At 35.8% G+C, this 26,791-nt stretch carries 17 protein-coding genes; 13 read left to right on the top strand and 4 right to left on the bottom strand.

Annotated elements, in window-relative coordinates:
* Positions 1 to 115 precede the first annotated feature (115 nt).
* Together NMK50_RS04315 and NMK50_RS04320 are read left to right on the top strand one after the other, a co-directional pair.
* Positions 116 to 568, top strand: a complete 453-nt coding sequence (locus NMK50_RS04315) for a DNA polymerase III subunit chi (RefSeq protein ID WP_254770997.1) — start codon at positions 116 to 118, stop codon at positions 566 to 568.
* A gap of 117 nt (positions 569 to 685) precedes the next feature.
* The gene (locus NMK50_RS04320; protein WP_254770998.1) at positions 686 to 955 is read left to right on the top strand and encodes a hypothetical protein; all 270 of its coding nucleotides are present in this window, start codon (positions 686 to 688) and stop codon (positions 953 to 955) included.
* On the opposite strand, the gene NMK50_RS04325 is transcribed toward NMK50_RS04320, so the two are convergent.
* A complete protein-coding gene (locus tag NMK50_RS04325) occupies positions 952 to 2,241 on the bottom strand; it encodes an MFS transporter (protein WP_254770999.1) in 1,290 nt (429 codons plus the stop codon). The two genes, NMK50_RS04320 and NMK50_RS04325, sit on opposite strands and share 4 nt — an antisense overlap.
* Positions 2,242 to 2,827: 586 nt before the next feature.
* Here NMK50_RS04325 and bafA (NMK50_RS04330) point away from each other — a divergent pair.
* The 4 genes from bafA (NMK50_RS04330) (at position 2,828) to ndk (ending at position 14,528) form a co-directional block, all read left to right on the top strand.
* Positions 2,828 to 8,017 carry a BafA family autotransporter gene (bafA, locus tag NMK50_RS04330; protein WP_254771000.1) on the top strand — a complete coding sequence of 1,730 codons (5,190 nt, stop codon included), beginning with the start codon at positions 2,828 to 2,830 and terminating at the stop codon, positions 8,015 to 8,017.
* 233 nt (positions 8,018 to 8,250) lie between these two features.
* Positions 8,251 to 10,806: a BafA family autotransporter gene (bafA, locus tag NMK50_RS04335; RefSeq protein ID WP_254771001.1), complete on the top strand. Its 2,556-nt coding sequence runs from the start codon at positions 8,251 to 8,253 to the stop codon at positions 10,804 to 10,806.
* A 361-nt stretch (positions 10,807 to 11,167) separates the two neighbouring features.
* Complete coding sequence (gene bafA / locus NMK50_RS04340) at positions 11,168 to 13,729, top strand: BafA family autotransporter (RefSeq protein WP_254771002.1); 2,562 nt, start codon at positions 11,168 to 11,170, stop codon at positions 13,727 to 13,729.
* A gap of 376 nt (positions 13,730 to 14,105) precedes the next feature.
* Positions 14,106 to 14,528: a nucleoside-diphosphate kinase gene (gene ndk / locus NMK50_RS04345; RefSeq protein WP_254771003.1), complete on the top strand. Its 423-nt coding sequence runs from the start codon at positions 14,106 to 14,108 to the stop codon at positions 14,526 to 14,528.
* A 103-nt stretch (positions 14,529 to 14,631) separates the two neighbouring features.
* Here the strand turns inward: ndk and pgsA are convergent, their stop codons facing one another.
* The 3 genes from pgsA to NMK50_RS04360 form a co-directional block, all read right to left on the bottom strand.
* Positions 14,632 to 15,213, bottom strand: coding sequence for a CDP-diacylglycerol--glycerol-3-phosphate 3-phosphatidyltransferase (pgsA, locus tag NMK50_RS04350; RefSeq protein WP_254771004.1), 582 nt, complete (start codon positions 15,211 to 15,213; stop codon positions 14,632 to 14,634).
* Positions 15,214 to 15,287: 74 nt separating this feature from the next.
* Entirely contained in the window at positions 15,288 to 17,273 is a 1,986-nt protein-coding gene (gene uvrC / locus NMK50_RS04355; RefSeq protein ID WP_254771005.1) for an excinuclease ABC subunit UvrC, read from the bottom strand.
* A 403-nt stretch (positions 17,274 to 17,676) separates the two neighbouring features.
* The gene (locus tag NMK50_RS04360; protein ID WP_254771006.1) at positions 17,677 to 18,540 is read right to left on the bottom strand and encodes a 23S rRNA (adenine(2030)-N(6))-methyltransferase RlmJ; all 864 of its coding nucleotides are present in this window, start codon (positions 18,538 to 18,540) and stop codon (positions 17,677 to 17,679) included.
* 2,058 nt (positions 18,541 to 20,598) lie between these two features.
* Here NMK50_RS04360 and tatA point away from each other — a divergent pair.
* The 7 genes from tatA to yajC all read left to right on the top strand — a co-directional run bounded on the left by tatA (position 20,599) and on the right by yajC (position 26,588).
* On the top strand, positions 20,599 to 20,910 hold the full coding sequence (gene tatA / locus NMK50_RS04365; RefSeq protein ID WP_254771007.1) for a twin-arginine translocase TatA/TatE family subunit: 312 nt from the start codon (positions 20,599 to 20,601) through the stop codon (positions 20,908 to 20,910).
* Between the two features lie 112 nt (positions 20,911 to 21,022).
* The gene (gene tatB, locus NMK50_RS04370; protein ID WP_254771008.1) at positions 21,023 to 21,475 is read left to right on the top strand and encodes a Sec-independent protein translocase protein TatB; all 453 of its coding nucleotides are present in this window, start codon (positions 21,023 to 21,025) and stop codon (positions 21,473 to 21,475) included.
* The gene (tatC, locus tag NMK50_RS04375; RefSeq protein WP_254771009.1) at positions 21,472 to 22,254 is read left to right on the top strand and encodes a twin-arginine translocase subunit TatC; all 783 of its coding nucleotides are present in this window, start codon (positions 21,472 to 21,474) and stop codon (positions 22,252 to 22,254) included. Before tatB ends, tatC begins: the two co-directional genes overlap by 4 nt.
* Positions 22,255 to 22,307: 53 nt before the next feature.
* Positions 22,308 to 23,585 carry a serine--tRNA ligase gene (gene serS, locus NMK50_RS04380; protein ID WP_254771010.1) on the top strand — a complete coding sequence of 426 codons (1,278 nt, stop codon included), beginning with the start codon at positions 22,308 to 22,310 and terminating at the stop codon, positions 23,583 to 23,585.
* 134 nt (positions 23,586 to 23,719) lie between these two features.
* Positions 23,720 to 24,379, top strand: coding sequence for a protein-L-isoaspartate(D-aspartate) O-methyltransferase (locus tag NMK50_RS04385; RefSeq protein WP_254771011.1), 660 nt, complete (start codon positions 23,720 to 23,722; stop codon positions 24,377 to 24,379).
* A 174-nt stretch (positions 24,380 to 24,553) separates the two neighbouring features.
* Entirely contained in the window at positions 24,554 to 25,729 is a 1,176-nt protein-coding gene (locus tag NMK50_RS04390; RefSeq protein ID WP_254771012.1) for a peptidoglycan DD-metalloendopeptidase family protein, read from the top strand.
* Positions 25,730 to 26,144: 415 nt separating this feature from the next.
* On the top strand, positions 26,145 to 26,588 hold the full coding sequence (gene yajC / locus NMK50_RS04395) for a preprotein translocase subunit YajC (protein WP_254771013.1): 444 nt from the start codon (positions 26,145 to 26,147) through the stop codon (positions 26,586 to 26,588).
* The last annotated feature ends 203 nt before the right edge of the window (positions 26,589 to 26,791 follow it).

Genomic DNA, 26,791 nt, shown 5'->3' on the forward strand with positions numbered 1-26,791 from the left:
ATATATAATGAGAAAAAGAGAAATTCTTGTGTTTTTACCATTTTTTGTATCGGAGATGATCAAATCTCCTTTAAAAAGATATTGATTTTTATAAAGAGTGATGAGGCTTGAGAGAGTGGATATTCTGTTTTATCATTTGACGCAGTCAACGCTGGAAGATATTTTGCCAACACTTGTAGAACGTGCACAGTCTCGTTTTGGTAAAGTAACAATACAATGTGTGAGTAAAGAGCAACGTGATGCTATAGATGTGCGTTTATGGGTTTATGCTAGTGAAGCATTTATTGGACATGGAACTGAGTGTGATCAATATGCAAGCTTTCAGCCTGTATTCCTTACCACGGGGCAGGAAAATCCGAATGATTCAAAGATACGTTTTCTTATAGAGGGAGCAGTTTGCTCGGATATTGATGTTTATCAACGGCTTGTCGTGATCTTTGATGGTCAAAACGATCATCAGTTGGATATTGCTCGTGCACAGTGGAAAAAATATAAAATGGAAAATCATAAGTTAACTTACTGGCAGCAGACTGAAGACCGCTGTTGGGAAAAGAAAGTTGATGTGTGAAACCTCTGTCATTTTTATTTTTTTGATTGAGGGGATGATGAATCTAGGACTCTTTATTATAGTTTTATCTTTTGGCCGCACTAAAGATATGGATTACAATCAAAAAGGTTAAGCGGTATGGTGGTGATTATTGATCGCATCTTAATTGTTCTATGGGCTGTTATGTTGGCTTTTTTTTGCGTTTCATGGTTAGGAACGACGCATATTCTGTCGGGAATATTTTCTGTCGCTTATGTTGGCAATATTGCCGATATCTTATTCTTTTTTTTGAGTGCACTGTTTGCTGTGATATTGTGGTGGAGATTACCACAACCAATGCCTTTAAAAATAAAGCTGGCGGCATTTTTACCACCAGCGCTTATCTTATTACTCTTTACTCTGTTTTAATTGGATATTTCATCATCTTTAAATCCAACGAAACAAAGCAATGAGATAAATGAGGCAAGAAATAAGTAATAACCAACATAAGAAACATCAAAATGTTGCACCAAGTATTCTGCAATATAAGGAGCGAGAGATCCTCCAATAATGCCGGATAAATTAAAAGTTACAGAAGCACCTGTGTACCGAATTTCTGTTGGGTATGGTGAAGCTAAAACAGCACCAAGAGGACTGTATATCATTCCCATGATTGATAAACCAATAATAGACATTACAAAAACCCCTATAATTCCAGAGCTTAAAAAATAAGGAATTGCAAAAGAATAGAATCCAGTAATTATAGTGATCCATATCATCAAAGTTCTACGTTTAATACGATCAGCGAGTATTCCAGTCAGAACAGTAAAAATACCACAGAAAATAGCACCGACGATTTCTACTTGAAGAGCCTGATAAAATGACAATTGCAAATAGTTTGTTGTATAGCTTAACAAATAGGCGCTCACCAAATAAAAGAGAACAAATGTTGCCATACCACAAAATGTACCAAGAAAGAGAACCCGTGGATATTTAAAAAAAACATCTATTATGGGAGCTTTAACACGCTCTTTACGTTCAAGAGTTTTTTTGAATGCTGGGGTTTCGTTAATGGAAAGACGAACCCATAATCCTATGATCATAAGAACAACTGAACCGATAAAAGGAATACGCCATCCCCATGCTACAAGCTCATTATGATCAAAAAAATGCAACAGACCTAAATAGACAACAACAGATAAGAACAAGCCCAACGGAACACCTAATTGCGGAAACATTGCATACCAGCCACGTTTTTCTGGAGGCGCATTTTCTGTTGCGAGCAGAACGGCTCCTCCCCATTCACCTCCTAATCCCATACCTTGTCCAATGCGGCATAGAGTTAAGAAGAAAGGTGCCCACCATCCGGCTGTTTCATAAGTAGGGAGAAAACCAATAATGACTGTTGACAGACCCATTGTAAGAAGAGCGGCAATAAGCGTTGCTTTTCTTCCTATTTTATCTCCAAAATGTCCAAAAACAATAGATCCGAAGGGGCGGGAAAAAAAAGCTGCTCCAAAGATTAGAAAAGATTGCAAAATTGCAAGTTGATCATTTTGTGTTGGGAAAAATACATGAGGAAATATAAGAGCCGCAGCAGTTGCAAAGACATAAAAATCAAAAAATTCAATTGTTGGACCAATAAGGCTTGCAAACAAAATATGAAGAGTAGAGTTTTTTTTGCTTATATCTTGTATTTCTGAGTTTATAGACATGAATAGAATGTCCCTTTTAATATATGACAAATAAATTATGAAACTAATTTCTTACTCACTATAAAGAAATCGAATCAGATTCAATCTAGTATTATTACGCTTCTCATTTATTAGAACAATGATTATGGTATGATGTAAGGGAATGATTTTATTTGTAGGTTTATCCAAATTGAATGCAATAAGAGCATCCTTTTAAAGAAAAAAGAAGATGGAAACATATTTCCATAAACAACAAATGTATTCCTGTTAAGGTCGTATTGCGATTGCCTTTAAAATACAGGCATTATTTTAGTCTCTTTAAGAAATAATCTTATTTTTTAGATTGATATTGATGATTTCAAAATTTTTTTTATGGATACAATTCAAACACTTTTTAAGTGTATTAAAAATTATTTTCATTCTTTGGTTGTGTGTTAAGGCACACATTATAGCGTTTGATTAGTTAGCGCTTAGTACATTGAATGCTTTGTATATGATGATTTGTCATCTTGAAAAATATCAGGTTGAGAAAGTGGGGCATCCTGTTTTTTCTGTGCACTTTTTTGAAATATGCGGATTTTTTTATTGAGATTATGGAGTGTATAGAATGCAGCGAAAATTAAAACTGAGTTTTGGGGTATTAATGACGAGTAGTTTTATTGTAAAAGTTGCAATTGCAGATGAGGTGTTTACCTCAAAAGGTAGTCCATTAATGCCAGCAGAAGTGAATAAAAAACTAAAAGAAGTGGGAAATTTTATACCAAAAATAATAGGATTAAAGGAAAAAAGTGGCAAATCGGAAAGAGTACCAAATAAACAGATAGCAGAAATAAGTGGACTTCCAGAAGAAGAGAGAAGAGGAATAAAAAGTTTCTCCTTTAAAGCGCTCACCAATTCAATAATTTATGGGAATACTGATATTTATATTACAGATTATAGCCTTGAGAGTTCTGGTAAAAAGGTTAAGAGTTTTAATTATAAAAATGCAGGCTATTCTATCAATAACACGGTTCGGAATGGTGGGAGGCTCCATATTAATGAAGCGAGTGTTAGTAGAGATACGACAATTGAGAATGGGGATATTGAGTTTGTCAAAAATTTGAGCATTTCAGAATATGCCATTATTAAAAAAGGTGGAAAGCAAATTGTTGGGAATGGTGCATCTGCAGAGGGTGCCAAAATCTACGGTGGTGAACAGGTTGTTTTTGGAAAACATGATCCTGTTTTTGAGAGGTATGATATAAGTAAAGATCCAATCAGTAGTACTGCTTATGACACAGTGATTTATGGTCAAAACGGAAGATTAGGATATCAGAATGTATACAGTGATGGGCAAGCTGTTAATACAAAGATTATGAGAGGTGGTGTACAAAATCTGAATGGTACAGAGAGTTTTAATAATGAATATACAGAAAATGTTGATGCAGAAAATGATAAATTTTCATTAATTGAAGGTGCTTCTGCACTTAATACAGAGATCTTTAAGAATGGTATACAAAACATCCTACCGGGAGGGATGGCGAGTGGTGTGACTTTATACGATAATGCTACCCAAGAGATATACAATACTGGATATGTGGATACTTTGACAATTAATGATCAAGCAAAATCATGGTTACATGCTGGAGCAATATTAGATAAAGAAACAAAAGTTAATGATTTTGGAAGCCTCCATATTTATGCAGGTGATGGTGGGGCTGTTACTGAAATAGAAAATCTTATTTTAGATGGAGAAGATGTCAGGTTGTATTCTATTGCTGTTGGAAATAACGGAAAAAAACAGACGAATATTAAGAATTTAAGTGGTAGTGGCAGAGTGATTTTCACTTCTATAGGGGATGATCAGCAATATTCTGAGCTTCATGTTGATAATTTATCCGGTAATTTACATTTTGATTTTAATGTCAGCTTTTCCGAGAAGCGTGGTGATTATCTTCTCATTAAAAACAGTGGTGCAGGTCATCATACAATAAGTGTTATCGATTCAGGCGTTGAAATTACAAATTTTTTTCGCAAAAAACTTAAATTAATTTCTGATCGCAGTGGAGGAGCGCATTTTACTTTGACAAATGTTTTTGGTGAAAAAATAAATGCGTTTGATGTTGGGACCTATATGTATCGCTTGAAACATAGAAAGAATAAGAAAAACGGAAAAATTTGGTATTTAGATGCAAGATACACCTTTGATGAGACGATTTTTCCAGTTTCTTATGTGAAACCATCAGATACTTCATCCAGTGATTATATCCTAACAGATTTTACAATTGATAAGGGGAAGGTTGTTTCTGTTGGTAATCCTAACTCTGTTAATGATACTGAGAAAGATAGTAATATCGGTAGTTACGAAGAATCAATTAGTAATACGGTTAAGAATGGTGGAAAACTCTATGTTTATAATGGGGGATATAGTCTATATACTAAAATTGAGAATAGGGGGGCTGAGATTATTAGCGGCCAAGGAATTTCACAAGATACGGATGTTTGTAAAGGTGGGCAACAAAAGGTTGAAAATGGAGGAAAAGTTGAAGAAGCTAAAATTTACGGTGGTGAGCAGTTTGTTTCTGGAAAGGTTGATATTAAAGGCGAGATGGTACGAAGCAGTGCTGAGGGTACTATAATTTCTGCTCAAGACGAAGTGCTAGGATACCAAAATGTGTATGATGGTGGGGTAGTTTTTAACACAAAAATTATGGAAGGAGGAGTACAAAATCTTTATGGAGAAGATGATCTTAATGAAGAAGATTATGGTGGCACAGCATTCAATACAGAAGTTTTTTCTGGTGGAGAACAGAATGTTCTCGTGGGCGGTGAGGCTATGGGGGTTATTTTACACGGGACAGCTATCCAGAAAATAGAATTGGGTGGATATGCGAAAGATCTAACAGTTAAAGATCAAGCGAAAGCATGGCTACATCATGGTGCAACACTAGAGGGAAAAACAACAGTTAATGATTCTGGACGAATTTATCTTTATGCTGGTGCTGATCGATCTCGTACGGAAGTAGAAAACATTATTTTAAATGGAAAAGATGCCAAATTATACTCTATTGCTTCTAGTATTGACGGTGAAAGTTCTTTGGTTGAGAATTTAAGTGGTAGTGGTAGTGTTATTTTTACTTCTAATATTTTTAATCCTCATTACTCTAAGCTTGAGATTAATGATCTTTCAGGTAATTTACATTTCAGGTTTCATATCAATTTTGCCGAGCAACGTGGTGATTATCTTTTTATAAAAAATGGGATGGGGTCTCATACAATAAGTGTTATCGATTCTGGTATTGAAATTGCCAATTTCTCCCCACAAAAGGATACTTTTGTTAATGAATTCAATTTAGTTACTGATCAAAGTGGTGGAGCTCATTTTACTCTGGTAGATTTTTTAGATGAAGAGATTAGTGTTATCGATGCTGGAGCATATATGTATAGTCTTAATCAAAAAAATGATGAAGGGGGAAAAATTTGGTACTTAGCGATTACAAATAATTTTCATACTGATAAAAATAAATTAATTTTACAAAACTGTTTCATTAGCGATGGTAGTATCGTTTATATTTCTGATGATGGAGAGATGGATCATTATAAAAAATCTATTAACAATACTGTTCAGGATACTGGAATAATTCATGTTAAAGCAGGTGGTTTAAGTAAGAATACAACAATTAAGAGTGGTGGTACTGAGATTGTTAGAGAACAAGGAATTGCAGAATTTTCTATTATTCACATAGCTGGACAACAAAGGGTAGAGGATGGGGGAATAGCGGTACAGACTGAAATCCATGGGGGAAAACAATTTGTTTTTGGAGGGGGATATATAGATGGTGGGATTGTGGGGAGCAGTGCTTATAAAACTAAAATTTATGGTCAAGGTGAAGTCCTTGGGCAACAAAATGTGTACGGTGATGGAGTCGTTTGGGAAACAAAAGTTATGAGTGGAGGGATACAGAATATTGCTCTATGGTTTCCAGATGATGATGATTTTTCCTTAAAGAATGGTGGGTTAGCTTTGAATACTGAAGTTTTTGCTGGTGGTATGCAACGCGTTTTAGTGGGAGGTAAAGCGGATACTGTTATTTTGCATAGCAATGCTGTCCAAGAGGTCCATGCTGGTGGATTCGTAAAAAATCTAACAATAGAAGATGGAGCTAAGTCGTGGATTTTTTCCGGTGCAATGTTAAGCGGAAAAACAATTGTTAATGATTTTGGGCAATTCCATCTTTATGCTGGAGATGACGATCATCAAACTATAGCAGAAAACATTCATTTAAATGGAGAAGAGGCTCGATTATATTCCATTGGAACTGAATTTGACGGGAAAAGATCGTTTATTCAAAAACTTAGTGGTATGGGTAAAATCATTTTTACTTCTGTTGAATCTGAAGTGTACTATTCTCGACTTTACGTTGATGACCTTTCGGGCAATATGCATTTTAATTTTAATGTTAGCCTTGCAGAAGGAGATGGTGATTACCTCTTTATCAAGAATGGTAGCGGTAATCATACAATAACTGTTGTAGATTCTGGTATTGAAATTGCTAATCCTGTTTCAACAAATCTTGATTTAATTGTTGATCAAAGTGGAGGGACCCATTTTACTCTACAAAGATTTTCTGGTGCAAAGATTGAAACTGTTGATGGTGGAACTTATACATATAGCTTAAAAAAGAAAAATGGTGAAAATGAAGAAGCAAAAGTTTGGTATTTAACTGCTGCGCCTATTGATAATATTCCATCTAAGAATAAAATTCCATCGCATTCTGATCGGGGGAAAAGACCTTTTACTCCTTCAACCGTACCATCTTTACAAGATCAAGTAGTTGAACTCTTCATTCGTCCGAGTCAATTTTCTTCATCATTACGTGAGGAGTTGTCAAAGTCTGATTTTTTAACCACTCCCTCTACGGATGCAGTGTTGTCACTGTCTGTGGCTCCTCAATTTGTCTTTCACAACGAGTTGCAAACTGTGCGTGCGGGGCGAGGAATTCTAGAGAGAAGTAAAAAAAGTTCTGTTCTATGGGCATCTGCGATCAAGAGTAAAGAAAGTGTTTCTACAGGCCATCTAGATTTTAAACTCGAGCAGACGGGTGTTGTGTTAGGTCTCACTGCTCTCAGTGAGCTGACAAATGGAGATTTTTATCTTGGTGGGTTTGGCAGTTATGATCAAGGGCGTGTTGCCCATGCCCGAGGTGGTACCAGTAGCGTAAATACCTATGGCATTGGAGCTTATGCGACCTACTTTTCTCAGAGTGGTTGGTATTTAGACGGTATTTTGAAATATAATCATTATCAAAATACTCTGAAAGCAGTTTCAACCAATGGCTTAGATATTGAAGGGAATTATAAGCAATGGGCGATGGGAGCGTCCTTTGAAGGAGGGTATCGTGTGAAGATGGCCCAGAGCAGTTGGATGCAGCCTTATGCACAATTGACATGGTTGCGCGCTGAGGGTAAAGAAATCACCCTTTCGAATAAGATGATTGGTAATATAAATCCCCTTACGTCATTGCGCAGTGAGGTTGGTTTATCTTTAGGATATGAATTTGGTTCTGATCTAGATTTTTCATCGATAGCGTACATTACGGCGGCGTGGTTGCGTGAGAATAAAAATGATAACCACACGACGATTAATAAACAACATAAATTTACCACCGATTTATCAGGAAATGCAGGTAAACTAGGAATTGGTTTGAGCAGTTTAGTGAGTGATAAATTAAAGCTTTATGCGGAAGCGCATTATGTCAAAGGGCGCAAGGTAAAACAGTTACTTCAAGGGACCTTAGGTATGCGCTATAGTTTTTAAGTGTGGTTGTTCTCTACTCTTTGATAAAAAATTCTGAAAAAACGTTTAAAAAGACTGTAAGTACACAGTCTTATATTCTTCAGTGAATAAGGATTCCAATGAAATATAAAAGCGGTTTTTTGTAATATTAATAATGTGTTAAAGATAATTCTTTCAATTTTAGGTTGAAAAAATATTTTGCAGAGCTAATTACGTTTTATGTCTACTCAGACGTGAAGGGGAAGGATATAGCTATGCAATATAAGTGGAAGTTAAGTTGTTGGATATTCATGGTTAGTAGCTGTTTTGGGCAAGCGGCAGCTGGGGGTGAGGCGCGGCCTTTTTGTCAGTCTTCAAACTATGGTAAAAATGAAAAAGAATTTTATGTCCAATATAATGGGGGTGTGAGGACAAAAGGATGCATAAATATTACAGCATCTAAAAATGACTTTATGTTAGAGATGAGTGGTGGAACAGGCTCTTTTAAAAAACTGAGTAGTGTTAAAAGCGCTGAAATATTAACAAAAAAAGTATGGGGAGAAGATGTCAACAATAAGAGTAATGCCGCACAGTATGTGCAAGAAAATAATATTATAGTGCGTAAAAGCCCTGAACTGATCTTTATTAAGGATGGAGCAAGTCTGGAAAACTATGTACTTGATAATAATGGTAAAGCTTACTTTTCAAATGATGGTGAGACAGATAAACCAGGGCGTTCTATCAATAACACAGTGAGAGATGGTGCAGAGATTTATGTTTATGCAGGAGGTCTCAGTGAGAATAGCAAAATTGAACATGGTGGAACGGAAAGTATTTATGCTTCAAAAGGAAAACAGGGTATTTCAAAAAACGCTGTCGTTTTGGAAGGTGGTCAGCAAAGTATTGGGAATGGAGGAAAAGTAGAGGGAACAAAAATTTATGGTGGTAAGCAGCTTGTTTTCGGAGAGGGGGAGGTTGAAGGACAAACGAAAGGCAGCAGTGCTTTTAATACTGTAATTTATGGACAAGACAAAGCACGGGGGCGGCAAGAGGTGTATGATGGGGGAAGTGTTTGGGACACAGAAGTTATGCATGGGGGCGTACAAGAGATTGCCAAAAAAGCTCAAAGTGCAAAAAATGGTGGTTCTGCATTTGATACTAAAGTTTTTGGGGGTGGTGAACAGCATGTCTTAGCTGGAGGCAAAGCTATTAATGTTGTTTTAAGTGAAACGGCTACTCAGGAAGTCTATACCGATGGATATGTAAAAAAATTGACAATGAATGATGAAGCAAAATCATGGGTACATGCAGGAGCAACATTAGAAGGCAAAACACTTGTAAATCATTCTGGGCACCTTCATCTTTATGCTGGAAATGATCAACACTATACTATCGCAGAAGATATTGTTTTAAATGGACAAGATACAGAACTCTATTCCATTACCGAAGAGTTTGACGGAAAAAGCTCTTTCATTCAAAAATTAAGTGGGAATGGGAGTGTTATTTTTGCGTTTACGGGTTCTGATCCATATTATTCTCAACTTCATGTTAATAATCTTTCAGGGAGTTTACATTTCGAGTTTAATACCACTCTTGCCCATAATCGTGGCGATTATCTTTTTGTTGAAAAAGGAACAGGGAAGCACACAGTCAGTGTCGCGGACTCTGGAGTTGAAATCACAGATCCATTTTCAAATAAGCGTGATTTAATTACAGATCAGAGCGGTGGAGCTTATTTTACTTTAACAGATCTTTCTGGTGAAGAAATTAATGCGATCGATGGTGGAACATATATGTATGGTTTAAAACAGAGAAAGGATGAAAATGGAAAAGTTTGGTTTTTGTCCGCAGATCGTATCGGTGGACCAGATCCTTCCGGTCCTGATCCAGAAGGTCCATTTGCTCCTATTGGACCATCAACGACTCCTTCAGTTGATGCCGTACTTTCTACAGCGGTAGTTTCTGGACTTATTTTTAACAATGAGCTGGACATTGTACGTACTGGAAGAGGAGTTTTAGATCAAAATAGGAAAAATACAGGTTTATGGACTTATGCGATCAAGAGCAGAGAACGCGTTGCTACAGGTCATACGCATTTTAAACTTGAGCAAACAGGTATAGCGCTTGGCGCGGATCATTTAAATGAACTAACCCATGGAGATCTGTATGTTGGTGGTTTTGGTAGTTACGATAAAGCACGTATTGTTCATAAACGCGGTGGTGATAGCGACGTAAGCAGTTATAGCATTGGAACTTATGCAACTTATTTTGATAATCGCGGATGGTATATGGATGGAATTTTAAAATATAATTATTATCGGGATAATCTGAAAGCCCTTTCAACGAATGGTTTAGCCATTCAAAGTGATTATAATCAGTCAGCAATAGGTGGAGCATTTGAAATAGGCTGTCGTTTTGAGCCAGCACAAAGCACTTGGATGCAGCCTTATATACAACTAACAGGTTTGCAGGTTCAGGGCAAAAAAATCAAACTTACGAATGGAATGATAGGTAATATAGATCCTTTAACTTCATTCCGTAGTGAAGTTGGATTAACAGCAGGACATGAGTTTATTTTTGGTGCTGAGACTTCCTTAACAGCTTATATTATGGCAGCTTGGTTGCGTGAGAATATAAGTAATAATCATACAACAATTAATAACCAGCATAAATTTATTATGGACTTGTCTGGGAATGCAGGTAAATTAGGCATAGGTTTAAACAGTTTTGTCAACGATAAACTAACATTTTATGCAGAAGCGCATTATTTGAAAGGGCATAAGATTAAGCAGTCACTTCAAGGACTTCTAGGGGTACGCTATACTTTTTAAAGATGTATTTTTGCATATTTGATTAAACTTATAAATGTAATTATTATATGATTTAAAACGCAATATTCAGATTAAAAAAGTTGATTGCAAATATTGGCGATAACACTATACTCTGTTAAAATCTGTTATTTCTTTCTCTATTATTGAATAGTAATGCAAATTGCACATTATATTTAAGATGCAATTTGCATTTTATAAAATATTATTTTTTATTTCACACAACTATAAATTGTAAAAAATAAAAAAATACACTTAAAAGTTGTATTTAGACATAGATAAAACACATTACGATACAATTTACAACAGAGCGCCTGTGAAATTGCAGGATATTTGTCTAATGATTGAGAGTGGAGAATAGATTATGCGACATAAATGCAAATTAAGTTTTTCAGTATTAATGATCAGTAGTTGTCTTGTGCAAATTGCAAGTGCAAATGAAAAGGCGAATGGAATACTAACAAAGATGACGAAAGAGACAAAAGGAGAAAGAGTCTCGAGAGTTTCAGCACGACTGACTAAACCTCCGATATTTAGCAGCAATATTATTCTTGAAGGTGGTGATGTAGAAATTATTGAAAATGGTGGATTTTCTGTGGGAGCCACTATTAAAAAAGGTGGAATGCAAATCGTTACGCATGGAGGAACTGCCGAAAAGACTAAAATTCTTGGTGGTAAACAGGTTGTTTTTGAAGAAAAAGGTTTTGATCTTAAAAGTGTGATGAAGCAAAGTAGTGCTTATGAGGCTACAGTTTCAGGTGAAAAGGAAACCGTAGGACAGCAAGATGTATATGATGGTGCAACAGTTTGGCATACGAAAGTTATGGATGGAGGGGAACAAAATCTTTATACGGGGATTAGAAAACAAGGGGGGAAGGCAATGTATACTACAGTCTCTGGGAATGGTCGGCAACATGTTTTAATGGGAGGAGAGGCCTTTAATACTACCTTGAAGGATAGTGCTGTTCAAGTGGTATATCCTGGTGGTTTTGTGGATAGTCTAACGATTACAGATTCTGCTCGCTCGTGGTTACATGTTGGTGCAAAAGAAGCCGTTAGAGACGTAAAGGTGAATGATGAAGGATACCTTTATTTATTGGCTGGTGATCGCACAGATCATATCACTAAACAAAAACTTTCTGTGGAAGGAAGAAGTGATGAAATATTATTTTTGGCGGGTGAACGAAATAACAAGGAAGGATCTCAGATTGATATTGAAAATTTGAGTGGTGAGGGAGGGACTGTTATTTTTACTTCTACTCCATATGATCCACGTCATATTTTACTCTATGTTAAGGAACTTTCAGGGAGTTTACATTTTCAGTTCGATATTAGTGCTGTGAATAACGATAGTGATTACTTATTTATTGAGAATGGTTCCGGCAATCACAAAGTGCGTGTTACCGATTCTGGTGCTGAGATCACAGATCCTTTGCACAGCAGTAGTTTGGTTACTGCGATTAGTTTGATTACTGATAGAAGTAAAGCTGGAGGAGTTAATTTTACTCTGGTAAACCAATTTGGTAAGGAAATTAACGCTATTGATGGTGGGACTTATATGTATGGTTTATATAAAAAAGAGAGGAGAGTCGATTCCAGTGATGATGCTACAATTTGGTATTTAGGCAGAGCGGATGGTAGATCAAGTTCTTCGGAGGCTTCCTTACTGCATATAGGTAGAAAACCGAAAGTGACTACTTTTTCACATTATTCATCCACAGATATGGGAATCAGTACATCTCATCGGAATAATAATGGAAAACGCCATAAGTTGCCCCCCAAACCACGACCTCCGCGGCATTTGAGAGAGCAGCAACAGTCTCCTGTATTATCTTTAGGAAATCAAGCTCCTGAGTTGGTACGTTCTGCAAACCATCATCCTTCTGAGGAGCAACAGCAGAGTGTTGTTTCGTCAGGAACTGAATCGATATCTGATCAGATATTATTACGTCCAAGTAATCCAGATCAATTTTTTTCATCATTACGTGAGGAGTTGTCAAAGTCTGATTTTTTAACCACTCCCTCTACGGATGCAGTGTTGTCACTGTCTGTGGCTCCTCAATTTGTCTTTCACAACGAGTTGCAAACTGTGCGTGCGGGGCGAGGAATTCTAGAGAGAAGTAAAAAAAGTTCTGTTCTATGGGCATCTGCGATCAAGAGTAAAGAAAGTGTTTCTACAGGCCATCTAGATTTTAAACTCGAGCAGACGGGTGTTGTGTTAGGTCTCACTGCTCTCAGTGAGCTGACAAATGGAGATTTTTATCTTGGTGGGTTTGGCAGTTATGATCAAGGGCGTGTTGCCCATGCCCGAGGTGGTACCAGTAGCGTAAATACCTATGGCATTGGAGCTTATGCGACCTACTTTTCTCAGAGTGGTTGGTATTTAGACGGTATTTTGAAATATAATCATTATCAAAATACTCTGAAAGCAGTTTCAACCAATGGCTTAGATATTGAAGGGAATTATAAGCAATGGGCGATGGGAGCGTCCTTTGAAGGAGGGTATCGTGTGAAGATGGCCCAGAGCAGTTGGATGCAGCCTTATGCACAATTGACATGGTTGCGCGCTGAGGGTAAAGAAATCACCCTTTCGAATAAGATGATTGGTAATATAAATCCCCTTACGTCATTGCGCAGTGAGGTTGGTTTATCTTTAGGATATGAATTTGGTTCTGATCTAGATTTTTCATCGATAGCGTACATTACGGCGGCGTGGTTGCGTGAGAATAAAAATGATAACCACACGACGATTAATAAACAACATAAATTTACCACCGATTTATCAGGAAATGCAGGTAAACTAGGAATTGGTTTGAGCAGTTTAGTGAGTGATAAATTAAAGCTTTATGCGGAAGCGCATTATGTCAAAGGGCGCAAGGTAAAACAGTTACTTCAAGGGACCTTAGGTATGCGCTATAATTTTTAAATGTTCTTTGATTTTGTTCTTGAGGTATTAGAAAAGAAAAATACGCAATATTTAAGGACCGTCTTTAGGATAATTAATCTTTTGTGCAAAAGCTGTACATTTCTGCTGCGTATCATTTCTTTTTTATTTTCTCTCCTGTTGAAGAGTTCTTTTGAAGAAAAAACATTTTAGCTGATACAAAGGCTTCAATAGGGGGATGTTGGTACTATGATGAAAATCAGGTATAAAGAACATTTCTATTATTTACTGAAATTCATACCTATCAATTTACATATTTTGAAATTTTCTACGGATTTTTGTACAAACTCTTGGCAAAATTTTTTCTTCTCGCTATAGAAGGGCCAGAGAATGTTATAAATACAATAAAGGTGGTCAAATGGCTATAGAGCGTACTTTTTCGATGATTAAACCTGATGCAACACGACGTAATTTGACGGGAGAAATTACCAAAATGCTTGAAGATGCGGGGTTGCATGTTATTGCTTCTAAGCGTGTGTGGATGAGTCAACGTGAAGCTGAAAATTTTTATGCAGTTCATAAAGAACGCCCATTTTTTGGTGAGTTGGTTGAATTTATGTCTTCTGGTCCAACGGTTGTACAGGTTTTAGAAGGCGAAAATGCCATAGCTAAAAACCGCGAAGTGATGGGGGCTACGAATCCTATGGATGCGCAAGAAGGCACAATTCGTAAAGTGCATGCGTTGTCAATTGGCGAAAACTCTGTTCATGGTTCAGATAGTGTAGAAACAGCAACAACAGAAATTGCTTTTTGGTTTTCTGAAATAGAAATTGTTGGTTAATAAAAATATCGATGAAAAGAAGAAAACCTCAAAATACAGGATTTCGAGGTTTTTCTTATGGGATGATAAATTTCCTATAAAAGGTTTATGAAGCTTATTATTTTTATGTGATGACATGTTTTAAGCCCGCACGAAAATAATCCCATCCTGTCCACAATGTGAGGAGAGCAGAAATCCATAACATCGTGATGCCAAATTCTGTTGTGTGCGGGATAATTTTATTACCAGCTGGTCCAGCCAAAAGAAAAACAATGGCGATCATTTGTACAAAAGTTTTCCACTTTGCAAGACGAGAGACAGGAACGCTTACTTTCAATTCAGCCAGATATTCACGTAATCCTGATACAAGAATTTCTCTGCAAAGAATGATAATGGCAGCCCATAGGGTCCATCCAGCAATTGTACTATCTGCGGCAAGTAAGAGCAAACAGGCAGAGACGAGAAGCTTATCTGCAATTGGATCTAACATGCGACCAATATTAGAGGTCTGTTCCCAAATACGAGCTAGGTAACCATCAAGAAAGTCCGTGATGGAAGCAATAATAAAAATGGAAGCAGCGGTCCAACGTGCGATATCGCTTGATTGCAGTCGTCCTTCTAAAAAAAAGCACGCAACAACCATTGGCACTGCGATAATTCGTGCATAAGTCAAAATATTTGGAAAAGAAAAAGTATGATTTTTCATAGAGCTATTTTCAATTCTTTTTAAGGATATAATTTATTTTATAAACGTAACAAGGCAAAGATCACGAAACAAGCTTATTTTTCATTAAAATAGTTATAAATTTTTTGTGCAATAGTGATGGAAATTCCTGTAACTTTTGTTAAATCTTCAAGTGAAGCACGAGCAACGGCTTTAGCACTTCCGAAATGATGAAGTAATGCGCGCTTCCTTGTTGGACCAATATTGGCGATTTCATCAAGTGGATTTTTGAATATTTCTTTTTTACGTTTTGCTCGATGTGTTCCAATTGCAAAACGATGCGCTTCATCACGTAGACGTTGCAAGAAATGGAGAATAGGCTCACGTGGAGAAAGCGTAAAGGGTATTTTGCCTTTTATAAAAAATCGTTCACGTCCCGCGTTACGATCAATACCTTTCGCTATCCCAACGACAGTGATCAGATCATCTAATTTTAATTCAGAAAGTATTTTATGCACACTGTTTATTTGCCCTTCACCACCATCGATTAATATGAGGTCAGGCCATAGAGGAAAAGAATCACTATTTTTTCTTTTTATATCATTATATTTATGCGGTAGACCATGCTCTTTGATAAGATGTGAAAATCTTCGTTTTATAACTTCTTTCATCATAGCAAAATCATCACCGGGTGTGATATTGGTTGAGCGGATGTTAAATTTGCGATATTGATTTTTAATAAATCCCGTTTGACCTGCCACAATCATTGCACCTACTGCGTTTGTTCCCATAATATGGGAATTGTCATAGACTTCTATACGATATGGAGTATGAGGAAGTTGGAATATTTCAGCAAGCCCCTGAAGTAATTTTATATGTGTTGTTGTTTCAGCAAGTTTGCGTCCAAGTGCTTCATGCGCATTGATATAGGCATGATTAACAAGGGTTTTACGTTCACCTTTTTTGGGTAAAGAGAGAAGTATTTTGTGATTTGCTTTTAAACTGAACGCCTCTGTAAGAAGTTCTTTTTCTTCGATTTTTTCAGATAAAAGGATAAGTTTGGGAAGAGGTTTATCATCATAGAATTGGGCAAGAAAACTCGCTAAAATTTCCGTACAAGAAAAAGAGGGATCTGCTTTAGGAAAATAGGCTCTGTTTCCCCAATTTTGTCCCATGCGAAAAAAGAACACTTGAATGCAAGTCGTTCCCTCTTTTTGCGCAATTGCAAACACATCTGCTTCTTGTACTGTTTGTGGGTTAATGCCTTGATGACTTTGTATATGAGAGAGAGCTGATAAGCGATCACGATAGGCAGCAGCTCGCTCAAAATCAAGGTTTTCAGCGGCTTTATGCATCGCTTCAACCATATCATTCTTAACAGATTGGCTTTTTCCTGAAAGGAATTTTTTTGCTCCTCTCACCAGTTCTCTATAATCACTGTCAGCAATTTCACCTGTACAAGGTGCAGAACATCGCTTAATTTGATAAAGCAAACAAGGGCGTGTACGGTTTTCAAAAACAGCATCGGTACAAGTTCGTAATAAAAAGGCACGTTGTAAAACATTGATTGTTTGTGTCACAGCACTTGGAGAGGCAAAAGGACCAAAATAGTGGGCCTTCTTCGTTCGAGCACCACGATGTTTGTAAAGTGCAGGTGCATGATGATCATCAGTGATAATGATATAAGGAAAACTTTTATCGTCACGCAGGAGTATATTAAAACGAGGATGCAATCTTTTTATGAGATTAGCTTCTAGAAGGAGTGCTTCCGTTTCCGTGTGCGTTACGACAAATTCCATATGATACGTTGCATGAATCATACGGGCAATACGGTTATTGTGTCCTTGTTCACGGGTATAGTTTGAAACACGTTTTTTAAGATTACGTGCTTTACCAACATAGAGAACATCACCTTTCTCATCAATCATTCGATAAACGCCGGGCTTATGCGGAAGGTGTTTGACAAACTTTTGTATGAGTTTGGGACCTTTAAATTGAAATTTATCATTTTCTTGAATGGCATTGTCCCATGGTATATGAGAGAGAAAAGGAAGTTTTTCTTTTTCATTTTTAGAACAAGCAGTGTTGTTTTTCAGGGTCATTCAATTCATCCGAAAGTGTTTTCTGTTTTTCATATGAAATGCCCTTATCTTATCATGTATGTGATGAAAATTATTTTGCCTATATAATGTATTATGACATGAGACTATTCAATTTTGGAGTTATTTTACTTTTCACAAAAAAGTTGAGGTTAGTCTTTAAAAAAATTACGTTTTTACGAACACTGTACCTTATCGATAATAAGAATAAATCTATGATGATGAAAAACTACATTAAAATAGATTTTGTTTTAAAAGACAAATTTTGCTACTGACTATCATGTACATTAGGAGCATATTTTAAAAGATCAAGGAAAATAAGATTATAGTAATTGCAGTATGTTTAAGTTGTTTTATACATTTGATTTTTATTTCAGATGAATATCAAATAAAAAAGTTTAACATTTCAACATAATGAATGCTCCTTTTTGATCCATTTACGCGTTATTTGTGCATTTTTATCTTGTCCAAAACGAGTAAGAAGAAAGGAGCTCAGTTTTTTTATTTCCTCTTCAAGAAGATAAGGAGGGTTGATAAGAATCATACCGCTTCCATGCATTGTTGGAGGTAGTGCGCTTTTTCGAATACGCATTTCGAGTTGTAAAATTTTAGGAATTCCTGTTTGGTAAAGTGCGTGAAGAAAATTTTTAATTTTTTTGTCATATTTAACAGGATACCATAAAGCGTAGATTCCTCCAGGAAAACGACGATATGCTTTCATCAACCCCTCAATAAGGCGGGAAAATTCACTAGGTTTTTCAAAGGGGGGATCAACGAGGATAAATCCACGTTTTTCCTTGGGGGGCAGATGTGCGTTTAAAGCAAGCCAACCATCCAAATGCAGAACTTTTGTTTGATAATCACCGGCAAATTTTTTTGCTAAAATACGATAATCTTCATCATGCAATTCAATTGCGGTCAGTCGATCTTGTTTACGCAATAATTGGCGAATAAGAACAGGGGAGCCAGGATAAAATATTCTTTCTTCTTTTCCTTCATTGAGTGCATTAATAATATTATACCATGGACAAAGGAGTTCTTTTAAATCTTCTGGGATAGGAGACGAAAAAAAACGTTGGACGCCTTCACGTCCCTCTCCCGTTTTTTGTGCTTCCAAAGAGGAGAGGTCATAAAGACCGATTCCCGCATGTGTATCTATAACACGAAAAGCTTTTTCTTTACGTTTGAGATATTCTACAATGCGAGTGACAATAATGTGTTTAAAAACATCAGCAAAATTGCCAGCATGATAAATATGCCGATAATTCATGAGTAAATTCTACCATATATATAATTGCTCAGTAATTTTTATTAACATAGAAAATGTCTTCTCTATCAACAAAAAAATCTCGTAGAGATCAAAAAGATTTTTTATCTAAAAGAAAGAATATCAATGTCATGAACTGGAAGGCTTTTACTATGTTTTATAGTAATGCAAGTTTCCTTAACGAGATTAATAACGAAAATTAAAATATTTTACTAGAATATGATCAAAAAGAGAAAACTTTAATTAAAGTATTTTCCATTTAATTCGTAGGGGATTTTCTGTATGATCACTGCCTTAAAAGGCAACTAGAGAGAATATAAATTAACTGCATTACCAATGAAATTACTAAAGATTGATACATTTTATATGTCTAATAAAAATACTATTAAACTGATAGAATTCTTCTATGAAATTATGAGTAAGAGCCATAAATAGACTCCTGAAGTGTAGGAAAATTTCTAATGCAAGCGTTTATAAGGTATGATTTTGTCAATGAAAACGCAAGTTTTACATTTGTGCGTGGAATGACGAGGTCGTTATGTATAATATGAAACTGTGGTTTTAAAAAATTAATATGAGGTACATGCTCTGTCTTAATAAAATTTCAGAAATAAAGGTTATGATTAGTGGTATTTCTGATATTTTTAAAAGATAAAGAAAAATCCTCTCTTATTATGCATAAGACTTTGTTTTTATTTTCTTTGTGCACAATATAGGAGCGGTTTATGATGTCAAAGTGCTTAGCGCATTCCTTGGATACTCAAAACGACATCGCCTACTTATACCCTTCCATGGAGTAAGTGAACATAGCGATATTTTTCATTGATCAAGAAGGCGGTAGGGTGCAAAATTTTCTTTCACCTTTAGTGCTCTACCTAGCAGTTGCAACATTAGAAAATTTTATAAAAGAGGTGAAGATGAGGAAGTTTTACTGCAGGGATTATATCTCGACTTCATGCTTTTGGTTTAACAAAATTGGGCATTAATACCAATTGTCTTCCTGTTTTAGATATTTTGCGAGGAGAGTAATATTATCGGAACGCGTGTTTATACTCATAATAGGAAACAATGATAGCTTTATGACATGCATCAGCTCACGGACTTATGAATGAGATTATTTTACCAATAATAAAACATATTTTCGGATATGGACAAGCCCTTTCCTATACCCATTTTTGTTAGAACATGTTGATGTATCACTTGATATTTTAGAAAAGCACCATTTTATATTTTTTAAAAATTTTGCTGATTGATCAGTTATCACAACAATACATGTCATTTATGAAATAATTGATGATAGTATTCTAATTGATTTATAATAATACTTCATTTTTCATTGAATTAGACCCCCAAATATTATCGTCTCATCTCAAGTAAAGTCACTTACTTGTACGTCACAAGGGGGGCGTGTAGGGAAAAACTTTAAAAAGGATTAAAAATGCCTCTTATGAATCGTCTTAATGAAAGGGCTGTCGCGACATTGGGAGGCTAGTAAAGAGTATGATGATGCCATCTTGCAGCAACGCTTTCTAAAAGAGTTATTGAATATTCGTAAGAAATCTTTTTTTACGGACTTTTAATGTTAGATGATATAATAATAAAAGCTTTTTTAGGAATAACACTTTCAAAAAATTTTTCAGATTTAACGTGTAATTTTTTTAGCGGGCTGTAATGGTATTCTTTACTGTACGATAATTTGAAAGAGATGTTTACGATTGTGTAGAGAATGCTATTTTTTAAAGGTAAGACATGAGAATGTGAGTATAATGGCGCTGTAAAGTTTTAGAAAGCTAATAGATCAGATGAAAATGCTTTAAGAGAAGGGTTTTCAAACCTTTTGGATTTTTTTGAGTTGGTTTATCAATGTTACCTTAATCTACGTTTGTTATAGTATGTTAAGTAAAAGGAAAAAGAGGTTAGAAAGTTCGTTTACAATAAAAAGCGTGTGGTTGCCTTTAACTTGAGGAAAAAATATACAAGTAAGATATGGTTCTATTTTATTGCATTTCTTTAGGTAAGCGTAAAAAAATAGAAGGCAAATTTAAAAGCAGAGAGAGAGTGATGGGTAATATTTTTTCACCAACGCATTTAATTGTAATTTTATTGATTATCCTTGTGCTTTTTGGGCGTGGTAAGGTTTCTGAATTAATGGGCGATGTTGCTAAAGGGATTAAAGCTTTCAAAAAGAATATAAAAGAAGAGGAGGAGAGCATTGAGGATAAGCTTACAGTTGCTAATGACTCCAAAACAATTGATATTGAATCTCTACAATCTGAGTCATTATCAATAAAACCTATAGTTGTACGCGGAAAAAAATCTTCTCCTACTAAAGGAGGCAAGACTTCTGTTGCTAAAAAACGGCGTGTAAAGTAACAAAAATACAATCCTATTTGTTGATAAGCTTATACAATTACTAAAAAATTCCTCAGCTTATGAACATGTGTTGAAATTGTGCATTTTTTAACGAGACAGTTGAGTGTAGGCAATGTTTGGGATTGATGGGCCAGAATTTCTTGTGATTTTACTTGTTCTCATTGTTGTTGTTGGGCCAAAAGATTTACCTAAAATGCTAAAGACGATAGCAAGGACAATAGCTTATATACGTTCAATAGCGAATGAGTTTCGTCACCAATTTGATGATGCAATGAGACAAGTTGAGCTTGATGATTTGCAAAAGACCTTATCAGATATCAGTGATCTTAATCTCAACAAGGAGGTGACAGAGAATTTTGATCCCATTCATGATGTAGTAGGAAGTATTCACGATAATTTTGATGTAAATACAACGCACCATAAATCAGAAAAAGACAAAGCAGCTTTAGAATGTGATCAGAACAAAGCCAATGAAGATTTAACAACATCTATTAATTTTCATAGTTCTGGGGACATTTCAGGAACTTCTAAAAATAAAGCTAAAAGTAAAAAAGGTGTGTCATGAATATTCAGAAAGATGAAATTGATGCCAATATGGCACCACTTTTAGAACATTTGATTGAACTGCGTCAGCGAATTATTGCTGCTTTGATCGCATTTTTGATAGCTTTTATGCTGTGTTTTCTTATCAAAGATTATATTTTAAATTTTTTAATATGGCCTTATCAATGGGCGATGAAAATATCAGGTGGTAATCCTGAGAATATTCGTTTGCAGTCAACACAAGTGTGGGAAACTTTTTTAACGAAGATGAAACTTGCTGCTTTTGGAGCTGTTATTTTATCTTTTCCCTATACGGCTGTTCAGTTTTATAGTTTTATCGCACCAGGACTTTATAAAAATGAGCGTATGGCTTTTTTACCATTTCTCATTGGTGGGCCGATTTTGTTTTGTATTGGGGGAGCGTTTGTTTATATTCTATTGGCGCCCATAATGCTTTGGTTTAGCCTTTCTCAGCAAGTTCTTCCAGATGTTCATTTAAGAATAGAGTTTATCGTTCGTATTTCCGATTATTTGAGCTTTATGGCATCGTTTATCCTGATTTTTGGTTTGATTTTTCAATTACCTCTTATAACAAGTCTTTTAACAAAAGTTGGACTTGTAACTTCTCATAGTTTGGTATCTAAACGAAAATGGGCTATTCTCCTCTCTTTTATCATTGCGGCGATAGTAACCCCATCGGATTTTTTTACTATGTTTGCAGTAGCCTTACCATCGATAGTTCTTTACGAGATTTCAATTTTAATTGCTTACTGTATAGAAAAGAGAAAAAAATCCCCTTAAGAGAAGTTGATATCTTATGTGATAGAAAAAAACGATGCAAATGAGGAATTTTAATGCTTGATATTAAGTGGATTCGTGAACACCCTAAGAAATTAGATGAAGCACTAGAAAAGAGAGGTCTTAAGCCACAAGCGGAAGAATTAATAAAACTTGATTGTGAACGTCGCTTGCATATTGCCAAAGTACAATCGGCACAGGAGCGGCGTAATGCTGTTTCAAAGGAAATAGGGCAAGCTTTAGCTGCGTGTGACCAAAAAACAGTAGAACGTCTTAGAGCTGAAGTTGAAGAAATTAAAACCTTTCTTTCTTCTGCTACAGCGGAAGAAAAACGGTTAACTGAAAGCTTTGAGAAGGCTCTTTCAGCACTGCCTAATATTCCATTAGATGATGTTCCAAAAGGTAAAGATGAAAGTGATAATGTTGTTATTCGACATTTTAGTATGCCTCCGACATTTGATTTTTCACCAAAGGAACATTTTGATCTTGGTCAAAATCTTAAGCAGATGGACTTTGAGCGAGCAAGTCGCTTATCGGGGACGCGCTTTACAGTACTTTCAGGAGCATTGGCTCGCCTTGAACGTGCCCTTGGCCAATTTATGCTTGATGTGCATGTTGATGAGCATGGTTATACAGAGGTTTCTGTACCTCTCCTGGTTCGTGATGAGGTTGTTTACGGAGCCGCTCAGTTGCCGAAATTTGCTGATGATCTTTTTCGAACGACAGATGGTCGATGGCTGATTTCTACAGCAGAAGTGCCATTAACCAATTTGGTAAGCAATGAAATTCTTGAGATATCAGATTTACCCTTGCGTTTTTCTTCTTTGACTCCCTGTTTTCGTTCAGAAGCTGGAGCTGCAGGTCGTGATACACGTGGTATGTTGCGTCAGCACCAATTTTGGAAGGTCGAAATGGTATCGATTACTACCGAAGAGCAATCTTTAATAGAACTGGAACGTATGACAGAATGTGCAGAAGATGTACTGAAACGTCTTGGCTTGCCTTTTCGCACAGTTGTTCTTTCTACTGGTGATATGGGATTTGCTGCGCGTAAAACATATGACATTGAAGTTTGGCTTCCTGGCCAAGGATGTTATCGTGAAATCTCCAGTTGTTCCGTTTGTGGAGATTTTCAAGGGCGACGCATGAATGCTCGTTATCGTAAAGAAGGAGAAAAAGCATTACACTTCATTCATAGTCTAAACGGTTCTGGTACGGCTATTGGGCGCTGTCTTATTGCTATTCTTGAGAATTATCAGCAAGCTGATGGATCAATTATTGTTCCAGATGTTTTACAACCCTATATGAAGGGCGTACGTTGTATTACTGCTTAATTTTATGAAAGGAGAAACCACTATGCGTTTATTGTTAAAAGATGATGATATGCAAACGCGAGGTTTTGTTATTTTAAAAGAAATAAGTTGTATGTACGATAAAGGTTCTCATTCATTGGGGATCAAATGATACTATGGAACAAAAGGGTGTTTTACGATTTCGTGAGGAATTGGCTGGTCTTGTGCTGAAAATGCGGAGCAAAGGAATTGATGATGTTGGTTTTTTTTCGGCATTTGAGAAAATTCCACGTCAACAATTTGTTGGAGCGCCTTGGTTTAGTAGTGCTTATGAGAATAAAATTATTCCAATTGAGTGTGGTGAATATATTGAACGTTTGGAAGAGCAACTTTTGATTCTTTCTGCGTTATCGTTGAAAAAAAAGCATCGTGTCTTAGAAATTGGTACAGGATCTGGTTTTTGTACTGCTCTTATGGCGTGCTTAAGTGATCGTGTGACAACAATTGAGCGTTATACAACACTTGTTAATTTGGCCCGTCAAAAATTTCAAACTTTAGGGCTTGAAAATATTGTGGTAAGACAAATTGATGGAAGCCATACGGTTACAGGTTTTGGATCATTTGATCGTATTCTTATTTGGCCATCTCGTTCTGATGAACCGAAGGATTTTTTAGAACTACTAGCTGAAAATGGAATTCTCATTCAAGCTATAGGACCTGATGAAGGGATACAAACAGTAACGCGTTATACGAAAATTGGCAGTCGATTTGAGTGTTTAGAAATGTTTCAAGTACGCTATCAGCCCTTTATTAAAGGTATTGCGGAAATACTTTAATTTTTCAAATTTAAGGTTGTTTGTAAACTCTTTTACCTTGTTATTATATGATAAATTCATTTTGATCTTCTTATAAAGATATTTATGAATAAAATGTCTCATTTTAACTCTTAGGTAATATTAAAAAGCTTTAATAGATTTAATTGAGTTGAGTATTGGCGAGTGAGTAGAACTATGTGTTTTAAAGTCTCGAATAACGTTTTTCAGCGTAATTTTCAGAGAGTAGCTTTTTTAGCAATGACGGTGATTTTTACGGGGTGTAGTTCTGGTGCACAGCGTTTTAATAATATTTTTTCTCATAGTGCGGTACCTACTTATTCGAATATGTCTACCACTATACCTACAGACTCACAGATCCCATCATACAGCGGTGTAATACAAAGCTCTGAATTACCCCCTGTAGAGTCAAGCAATGATTCATGGACAAATGACAATATTGTGTATGATTCTCAACAACAAGATGGGATGTCTTCTTCTGATAGTCGAATTATGGGAACACCGCCACGCAATCTTGGAACACTTTCCCGTTCACAAATAGATAATTCCCCTATTTTCCGGCGAAATTCTTATATTGTCCAGAGTGGAGATACACTGTTAAGCATTGCACGACAAATAGGGATCAGTGTTGAAGCACTAAAGTTAGCAAATGGTATCAGCAATAATTCTATCTATATTGGTCAAGTCCTTATGATTCCAAGCAATCGTACGTCAATAGCTTCGAGTACACGCAATGATGATTGGGCTGCACCAACAACAGGATATTCACGCCAGTCTCAAGTTACTCCTTCCACAAAACGAAAGAAGGTTTTACCTATAGATAAAACTCCTGAAATATCTTTACCTTTTGAAAAGAGGAATGGATCAAATCTCAAGCAGAACACTTCCAAACAGATGAAACAATCAAAACATGATACTGGTTTTTCAGATACTATAACGAATACGGATAATGTTATTACTCCACAATCCACAGGAATTTCCAAAATGCGTTGGCCAGTGCGAGGGCGTTTATTAAGCCAATTTGGTCAAAAAAAAGGAACGACAATCAATCGAGGAATAGACATTGCTGTCCCTGAAGGCTCATCGGTAAAAGCAGTAGAAAATGGTGTTGTTATCTATGCAAGTGATGGATTAAAAGAGCTTGGTAATGTTGTTATGATTCGACATGAAGACAATATTATTACTATTTATGGATGTAACAGTAAGCTTGTTGTTAGCAGGGGACAAAGGGTACGGCGTGGTGATGAAATTGCTAAATCTGGTATTTCAGGGAATGTTAAAACTCCACGTGTCTATTTTGAGGTACGTAAAAACTCTATACCCGTTGATCCTACTAAGTATTTAGAAAATTAATTGATAAAACTGCATTTTGAAAATCTATCGCTTATCGAGATTTTAGGCAAAATCATTGTTATGAAATAGTCTTATAATATTCGAATAGAAAGTTTATAAGTTTTGAGAATAATTAAGTTTTGAGAATAATGAAGAGTTAATTTCATGGATGGGCAGAAAATCGTTTTGCATCATTTATTTTTTTGTTTACTGAGAATATGCATATTTAATAATATAAAAAATAAATCTGTTCGTTAGAAGTTTTTGCTCGTTGCTTTCTGTTTTGTAAGGATTTATGGCCTGTCTATAAAGTTGTGGTTACATCGGGTTTATTCGCTTTGCATGATACATCCTCTAAGAACGCTTTTTTATTGAGCTAAAAGTTTATTTTAGTGGAGTGGAAAATACCTGAAGTTTTAATCTATAGGAGATAAAAATGTTTATTACTAACGCTTATGCTCAAGTTGCAGACAGTGTTTCTAATGGGCCATCACTTGTTAACTTTATCCCGTTTATTTTGATTTTTGCAATTATGTACTTTTTTATGATTCGTCCGCAGCGTGCGCAAATGAAAAAGCGGCAGGAGATGCTTAATGCTATACGTCGTGGTGATACAGTGATAACGGGTGGTGGTATTGTAGGAAAAGTTACAAAAGTTTACGATGAGAATGGTGAATTAGAGGTTGAGATTGGTAATGATATGCGTATTCGCGTTATCCGTTCAACATTATCTGATGTTCGTGTTAAAGGTGAACCAATTGCAGAAAAAAAATCAAAGCTTCCTAAAACAAAAGCACTAAAAAAATCTAAATCTACTATGAAGGAAACAGTAAGTGTATCTGAAGAAAAAGAAACCGTATCAAAGAAAAATGAATCCTAAAGTATAATTGTGGTCTGTTCCATTCTTTTTAGAACGCATTTTTATAAAAATTGGTGGCTTTTGTTTAAAAAGTGATTTCATTGGAACGGTGGCTTTATAATCGATAAACGAGCGTAGTGTTTTGTTTATTTTTATAGACGAAAAAAAACAATTACTTCACTGTAAAGTATTACGGGAAGTTTCTGTATCCTTTCAAGTCTATC

The sequence above is a fragment of the Bartonella harrusi genome, from assembly GCF_024297065.1.
Classification (GTDB): domain Bacteria; phylum Pseudomonadota; class Alphaproteobacteria; order Rhizobiales; family Rhizobiaceae; genus Bartonella; species Bartonella harrusi.

Excerpts from the sequence above, each read along its gene's own strand:
- uvrC (WP_254771005.1), bottom strand. The coding sequence starts at position 17,273 with ATGACCCTGAAAAACAACACTGCTTGTTCTAAAAATGAAAAAGAAAAA.
- serS (WP_254771010.1), top strand. The coding sequence starts at position 22,308 with ATGCTTGATATTAAGTGGATTCGTGAACACCCTAAGAAATTAGATGAA.
- pgsA (WP_254771004.1), bottom strand. The coding sequence starts at position 15,213 with ATGAAAAATCATACTTTTTCTTTTCCAAATATTTTGACTTATGCACGA.
- tatB (WP_254771008.1), top strand. The coding sequence starts at position 21,023 with ATGTTTGGGATTGATGGGCCAGAATTTCTTGTGATTTTACTTGTTCTC.
- tatC (WP_254771009.1), top strand. The coding sequence starts at position 21,472 with ATGAATATTCAGAAAGATGAAATTGATGCCAATATGGCACCACTTTTA.
- NMK50_RS04360 (WP_254771006.1), bottom strand. The coding sequence starts at position 18,540 with ATGAATTATCGGCATATTTATCATGCTGGCAATTTTGCTGATGTTTTT.
- bafA (WP_254771000.1), top strand. The coding sequence starts at position 2,828 with ATGCAGCGAAAATTAAAACTGAGTTTTGGGGTATTAATGACGAGTAGT.
- NMK50_RS04320 (WP_254770998.1), top strand. The coding sequence starts at position 686 with ATGGTGGTGATTATTGATCGCATCTTAATTGTTCTATGGGCTGTTATG.
- NMK50_RS04325 (WP_254770999.1), bottom strand. The coding sequence starts at position 2,241 with ATGTCTATAAACTCAGAAATACAAGATATAAGCAAAAAAAACTCTACT.
- yajC (WP_254771013.1), top strand. The coding sequence starts at position 26,145 with ATGTTTATTACTAACGCTTATGCTCAAGTTGCAGACAGTGTTTCTAAT.
- bafA (WP_254771002.1), top strand. The coding sequence starts at position 11,168 with ATGCGACATAAATGCAAATTAAGTTTTTCAGTATTAATGATCAGTAGT.
- NMK50_RS04385 (WP_254771011.1), top strand. The coding sequence starts at position 23,720 with ATGGAACAAAAGGGTGTTTTACGATTTCGTGAGGAATTGGCTGGTCTT.
- NMK50_RS04390 (WP_254771012.1), top strand. The coding sequence starts at position 24,554 with ATGTGTTTTAAAGTCTCGAATAACGTTTTTCAGCGTAATTTTCAGAGA.
- bafA (WP_254771001.1), top strand. The coding sequence starts at position 8,251 with ATGCAATATAAGTGGAAGTTAAGTTGTTGGATATTCATGGTTAGTAGC.
- ndk (WP_254771003.1), top strand. The coding sequence starts at position 14,106 with ATGGCTATAGAGCGTACTTTTTCGATGATTAAACCTGATGCAACACGA.
- tatA (WP_254771007.1), top strand. The coding sequence starts at position 20,599 with ATGGGTAATATTTTTTCACCAACGCATTTAATTGTAATTTTATTGATT.